Source organism: Noviherbaspirillum sp. (assembly GCF_036846085.1).
In the GTDB taxonomy this organism is placed as follows: domain Bacteria; phylum Pseudomonadota; class Gammaproteobacteria; order Burkholderiales; family Burkholderiaceae_D; genus Noviherbaspirillum.
The window spans coordinates 1-5,862 of the sequence record NZ_DAIUCO010000300.1 but is presented as its reverse complement, the minus strand read 5'-3'; the positions used below and the strand labels follow the sequence as shown (position 1 = coordinate 5,862).

General features: G+C 61.3%; 6 protein-coding genes. All 6 read left to right on the top strand.

The features are described 5' to 3' along the window. Positions 1 to 168: 168 nt before the first annotated feature. Genes urtB through V7080_RS22995 form a run of 6 tightly spaced genes read left to right on the top strand, consistent with a single transcriptional unit; the run spans position 169 to position 5,637 of the window. Positions 169 to 1,773, top strand: coding sequence for an urea ABC transporter permease subunit UrtB (urtB, locus tag V7080_RS23020; RefSeq protein ID WP_334190715.1), 1,605 nt, complete (start codon positions 169 to 171; stop codon positions 1,771 to 1,773). Beyond that, positions 1,770 to 2,855: an urea ABC transporter permease subunit UrtC gene (gene urtC, locus V7080_RS23015; RefSeq protein WP_334190714.1), complete on the top strand. Its 1,086-nt coding sequence runs from the start codon at positions 1,770 to 1,772 to the stop codon at positions 2,853 to 2,855. The genes urtB and urtC overlap by 4 nt, the downstream gene beginning before the upstream one ends. Beyond that, positions 2,852 to 3,697 carry an urea ABC transporter ATP-binding protein UrtD gene (gene urtD, locus V7080_RS23010; protein WP_334190713.1) on the top strand — a complete coding sequence of 282 codons (846 nt, stop codon included), beginning with the start codon at positions 2,852 to 2,854 and terminating at the stop codon, positions 3,695 to 3,697. Before urtC ends, urtD begins: the two co-directional genes overlap by 4 nt. 15 nt (positions 3,698 to 3,712) lie before the next feature. Next, positions 3,713 to 4,411: an urea ABC transporter ATP-binding subunit UrtE gene (gene urtE, locus V7080_RS23005; RefSeq protein WP_334190712.1), complete on the top strand. Its 699-nt coding sequence runs from the start codon at positions 3,713 to 3,715 to the stop codon at positions 4,409 to 4,411. Positions 4,412 to 4,418: 7 nt separating this feature from the next. Beyond that, positions 4,419 to 5,279, top strand: a complete 861-nt coding sequence (locus V7080_RS23000) for an urease accessory protein UreD (protein WP_334190711.1) — start codon at positions 4,419 to 4,421, stop codon at positions 5,277 to 5,279. 55 nt (positions 5,280 to 5,334) lie between these two features. Further along, complete coding sequence (locus V7080_RS22995; protein ID WP_334190710.1) at positions 5,335 to 5,637, top strand: urease subunit gamma; 303 nt, start codon at positions 5,335 to 5,337, stop codon at positions 5,635 to 5,637. Positions 5,638 to 5,862 lie beyond the last annotated feature (225 nt).

Here is a 5,862-nt window from a genome sequence, read left to right as displayed (position 1 = left end):
CCCTAACCCTCCCCCTGGCAGGAGGAGGGAACCAGCCGGAGGATTAGTGTCAGCCATAGACAGTCCGCAACACAAGCCGGAGCGTGGCTCCTCACCCCGCACTCCGGCTTTTTTTCGCCCATTAGTTTACATGTTTAACCAACGTTCTGCCACGTCAGGACAACGCAAATGACCTTGCTTAAAAAAATACTGATCGCCTGCTGGTTCTGCGCGCAAACACTGGCGGCACACGCCGCCATCGACGCCGCGCTGCTGCAGCCGCTTGCGGGCGACGATCCGGATGCGCGCATCGAAGCAGTGAACAAGATCGCCGCGCTCGCTACCGACGACGCCTACAAGCTGCTCGACGCACTGAGGAATGACAACGTCTACGCGACACCGGACGGAAAGGTTTTCATCGTGGGCGACGGCAAAGCCTACGATCCCGCGACCGGCCAGACCGTGCCGACACCGGACGGCGCCGACGCCATCACGGTCAACAACCGGCTGCGCGGTGCGCTGGAAGGCGCGCTCTCCGGTTTCAGGCTGCTATCGAAAGATCCCGCCGAACGATTGGCCGCGGCCCTCGAGATGCAGAAGAACGCCGATCCAGGCCAGCTGCCGATGATTACCAAGGAACTGGAGAAGGAATCCGATCCGCAGATCAAGTCCGTGCTGGAGCTGGTCGCCGCCGCGGCCAACCTGCAATCACCCGATGCAGCCGTTCGCAAGAGCGCCGTCGTGGCGCTCGCCGACAGCAGCAACGCCAGCCTGCTGCCGACGCTGCGCGCCATGGTGGAAAAAACCCCGGACGGCACCTATGCCGAACCCGACGAAGCGGTGCGCGTGGCCGCCGTCGGCACGCTCAACGAGATCAACGGCCGCCTCAAGCGTACCGAATTCATCGGCAACCTGTTCTATGGCGTCTCGCTCGGGAGCGTGCTCCTGCTGGCCGCGCTCGGCCTCGCAATTACCTTCGGGCTGATGGGCATCATCAACATGGCGCACGGCGAACTGCTGATGATCGGCGCCTATACGACCTATATGTGCCAGATGCTGTTCCGGCAGTATTTTCCCGGCGCAATCGACGCCTACCTGCTGGTGGCACTGCCCGCCGCGTTCATCGTCGCCGGCGCGGTCGGCGTGCTGCTGGAACGGACCGTCATCCGGTGGCTGTACGGCCGCCCGCTGGAAACGCTGCTGGCCACCTGGGGCATCAGCCTGATACTGATGCAGTCCGTGCGTTCGATCTTCGGCGCACAGAACGTCGAAGTCGCCAATCCTTCCTGGATGTCGGGCGGCGTCACGGTGCTCGGCTCGCTGGTGCTGTCGTACAACCGCATCGTCATCATCTTCTTCGCCTTCTTCGTCGTCGCCGCGGTCTGGCTGATCCTGAACAAAACCCGGCTGGGCCTGTTCGTGCGGGCCGTGACGCAGAACCGGCGCATGGCCGATTGCGTCGGCGTCTCCACCGGCAAGGTCGACATGATGACCTTCGGACTCGGTTCCGGCATCGCCGGCCTCGGCGGCGTGGCGCTGTCCCAGCTCGGCAACGTCGGGCCCGACCTCGGCCAGGGCTACATCGTCGACTCCTTTATGGTGGTGGTGCTGGGTGGGGTCGGCCAGCTGGCCGGCACCGTGATCGCCGCCATCGGCCTCGGTGAAATCAACAAGTTCCTTGAACCGGTCGCTGGCGCGGTGCTGGCCAAGATCGCCATCCTGGTATTCATCATCATCTTCATTCAAAAGCGGCCGCAAGGCTTGTTCGCGTTGAAAGGCAGGAGCGTCGAATGACCTCGTCCCTATTTTCCCGTCCGGCCTGGACCGGCATCGTCGTCTGTGCAGCCATCCTGGCCCTGCTGCCGATCCTCAACCTGGGGTTCGATCCCGGCCATGCCCTGCATGTATCGGGCTACACCGTCGCCTTGATCGGCAAGTTCATGTGCTATGCGATGGCGGCGCTCGCTCTGGACCTCGTCTGGGGCTACACCGGCATTCTGTCGCTGGGCCATGGCGTGTTCTTCGCCCTCGGCGGCTATGCGCATGGCATGTACCTCATGCGCGCCATCGGCAAGGACGGCGTGTATCAAAGCCACCTGCCGGACTTCATGGTCTTCCTCGACTGGAAGTCCTATCCCTGGTACTGGTCATTCACCGACAACTTCTGGTATTGCATGGCGCTCGTGGTGCTGGTGCCCGGACTGCTCGCTTTCATGTTCGGCTACTTCGCCTTCCGTTCCCGCATCAAGGGCGTGTATTTCTCCATCATCACGCAGGCCATGACCTTCGCCTTCATGCTGCTGTTCTTCCGGAACGACACCGGCTTCGGCGGCAACAACGGCTTCACCGACTTCAAGCGACTGCTCGGCTTCACGCTGTCGGCGCCGGAAACCCGCGCCGCCCTGTACCTGGTGACGCTCGTCCTGCTCGTTGGCGCCCTGCTGCTGTGCCGCTGGATCGTCACCTCGAAACTAGGGCGCGTCCTGCAGGCGGTGCGCGATTCGGAATCGCGGCTGATGTTCATCGGGTACAACCCGCTCTGGTTCAAGCTGTTCGTCTGGACATTGTCCGCGGTGCTCTGCGGCATCGCCGGCGCGCTGTATGTGCCGCAGGTCGGCATCATCAATCCGTCCGAGATGTCGCCCGGCACATCCATTGAAATGGTGATCTGGGCCGCAGTGGGCGGACGCGGCACGCTGATCGGCCCGATCATCGGCGCATTCTCCGTCAATGGCCTGAAGAGCTGGTTCACCGCCGCCTTCCCGGATCTGTGGCTGTTCGCTCTCGGGCTGATCTTCATCCTGGTCACGCTGTTCATGCCGCACGGCTTGCTCGGCCTGGCGAAACAATTCCGTAAAAACAAGGAGGCCGCATGACCGAAGTTTTGCATCCCGGCCAGACGTATCCGAATGACCAGCATGCCGACTACGGGACATCCTACGGACGCGTGAAGCGGGAGGGACTCGACACCACGCACGGCGCGATTCTCTACCTGGAAAACATCACGGTATCGTTCGACGGCTTCAAGGCGCTGAACAACCTGAACCTCGACATTTCAGTTGGCGAATTGCGCTGCATCATCGGCCCCAACGGCGCCGGCAAGACGACCATGATGGACGTCATCACCGGCAAGACGCGGCCGACATCCGGCACCGCCTGGTTCGGCCAGACCATCGACCTGACGCGCATGACCGAGTACGACATCGCCCATGCGGGCATCGGCCGCAAATTTCAGCGGCCGACGGTTTTCGAGCAGCACACCGTGTTCGAGAACCTCGAACTGGCGATGAAGATGAACAAGCGGGTCAAGCCGACGCTGTTCTTCAAGCTCGGTTCGGAACAGAAAGGCAAGATCGACGACATCCTGAAGCTGATCCGCCTGAACGGCCAGGAAAGCCGGCTCGCCGGCCTCCTGTCGCACGGTCAAAAGCAGTGGCTGGAGATCGGCATGCTGCTGATGCAGGAACCGCAGCTGCTGCTCCTCGACGAACCGGTCGCCGGCATGTCGGACGCAGAGACCGCGCGTACCGCCGAGCTGCTGAACGAATTGCGCGGCAAGCACTCCATCGTGGTGGTCGAGCATGACATGGCGTTCGTGACGGAAATCGCGCAGTCCGGGAAAGTGACGGTCTTGCACGAAGGATCGGTGCTCGCCGAAGGCACGATGCAGCAGGTGCAGGCGGAGGAACGTGTGATTGAAGTGTATCTGGGCCGATGAGCAGGAAAAATTACGATGCTGAACGTTGAAAAACTCAACCAATACTACGGCTCTTCCCACACCCTGCGCGGCGTTTCGCTGTCGCTGGAAAAGGGACAATGCCTTGCGCTGCTCGGCCGCAACGGCGTCGGCAAGACCACGCTGCTGAAATGCCTGATGGGCGTATTGCCGGTCGCCAGCGGCAAAGTCAATCTCGCCGGCCGCGACATCACGCGTCTGAAGCCGCATGAACGTGCAGCACTGGGTATTGCCTATGTGCCGCAGGGCCGGGAGATTTTTGCCCGCCTGACCGTCGAAGAAAACCTGCGCATGGGCATGGCGATCAAATCCGGCAGGCAGGCATCCACGATCAGGAGCGAAGTGTACGAACTCTTTCCCGTATTGAAGGAAATGCTGCACCGGCGCGGCGGCGACCTGTCGGGAGGTCAGCAGCAGCAGCTTGCGATTGCGCGCGCCCTGCTGGCCGATCCGAAGCTGATCATCCTGGATGAGCCGACCGAAGGAATCCAGCCGTCGATCATCAAGGACATCGGCAACGTCATCCGCCTGCTCCGGCACCGAGGCGATATCGCAATTCTTTTATGTGAACAGTATTTCGATTTCGCGCATGCACTTGCCGATCAGTTTATGGTGCTGTCGCGCGGCGAAGTGGTTGCTTCCGGGGCGCAAGCCGAAATGAACAGCGAGAACGTCAAGCGACACTTGGCGGTATAGTTTTGGCATGAAACGCTTCGCTGAACCTTTCGTCCCGCAAACAACCCTCAATTCCGCTACACCGTGGCAGGCATGGCTGGCGCTTGGCCTCGTCGACGATGCAGGCGCGACGCGACTGGTCGAACGTTCCCATTACGGGCCGTTGCGCGTGCAAAAGCCTTTGTATCCGGAAGGCAGCAAAGTGTGTCATGCGATCATCGTCCATCCGCCCGGCGGCGTGGTCGGCGGCGATGAACTGTCGATCCATGCCTGCGTTGGCGACGACGCTGCCGCACTGGTGACGACGCCGGGCGCGGCGAAATGGTACCGGGCAGGCGGCAGGATATCGCGACAGAGCGTTCACCTGAATGTCGGCGAGAACGCATCCCTTGAATGGCTGCCGCAGGAAAGCATATTTTTCGACGATGCCCATGTGCGCCTCGACAATCATGTCGAGCTGGCCGGGGATGCTAGCTATATCGGCTGCGAGATTCTGTGTTTCGGGCGGACCGCATCCGGCGAATCGTTCACCAGCGGCAGGATCGAGCAGCGAACCAGCATCCGCCGGGAAGGCAGGATGGTCTGGTTCGAACAAGGTATGTTGGACGCGGGCAGCGATGCCGTCGCAAGTCCCCTGGGACTGAACGCGAAGACGGTATGCGCGACACTCATCGTCGTGGGCAAGACCGTTTCCGCGGCAGTCATCAAGGAGCTGCGCGAAACCTGCGGCGAAGCAGTCGGCATTACGCAGATGAAGTCGGTGCTCGTCGCCCGCCATCTGGGTGATTCGAGCGAAGCGGCGAAGCAATTGATGACGATGGTATGGCAACGATTGCGACCGGCGGTAACAGGACGCGAAGCGGTCGTCCCGCGCATATGGCAAACCTGAACAGGATGGCGGGCCAACCGATCGATGGACGGACGCCATGCAAACCGGAGAAACAATGGAACTGACCCCAAGAGAAAAAGACAAGCTCCTCATCTTCACCGCTGCCCTGTTGGCCGAGCGCCGCAAGGCACGTGGGTTGAAGTTGAACTATCCCGAGGCGGTGGCGCTGATCACGGCTGCGATCATGGAAGGCGCACGCGACGGGAAGACGGTGGCTGAACTGATGTCCGACGGTGCGAAGATCCTGACTCGTGCGGATGTGATGGACGGCATTCCGGAAATGATTCCGGAGATCCAGGTGGAGGCGACTTTTCCCGACGGGACGAAGCTGGTGACAGTGCATCATCCGATTCCGTGAGGGCGGACAAATTGGCATGTGCGTCGAGGGCACTGTAAAGCGCCTTTCTCGTAGTAGGGAAAAGGTTGAGATGGGGCGGTCCGCGCAGGGGTGAAAAGGTTGAAGTACTGCATGCGTATGCTCGACCTCACTACCCCCTCCTTGCAGGACGCATCAACGCTTGCAAGCGTTGATCGTTCCGCAGGCGTGCAGCATGCTGCACGAAACCCCTGCTTCACCCCTAAC

Coding starts and splice junctions, on each gene's coding strand:
- urtB (WP_334190715.1), top strand. CDS start 169: ATGACCTTGCTTAAAAAAATACTGATCGCCTGCTGGTTCTGCGCGCAA.
- urtC (WP_334190714.1), top strand. CDS start 1,770: ATGACCTCGTCCCTATTTTCCCGTCCGGCCTGGACCGGCATCGTCGTC.
- urtD (WP_334190713.1), top strand. CDS start 2,852: ATGACCGAAGTTTTGCATCCCGGCCAGACGTATCCGAATGACCAGCAT.
- urtE (WP_334190712.1), top strand. CDS start 3,713: ATGCTGAACGTTGAAAAACTCAACCAATACTACGGCTCTTCCCACACC.
- V7080_RS23000 (WP_334190711.1), top strand. CDS start 4,419: ATGAAACGCTTCGCTGAACCTTTCGTCCCGCAAACAACCCTCAATTCC.
- V7080_RS22995 (WP_334190710.1), top strand. CDS start 5,335: ATGGAACTGACCCCAAGAGAAAAAGACAAGCTCCTCATCTTCACCGCT.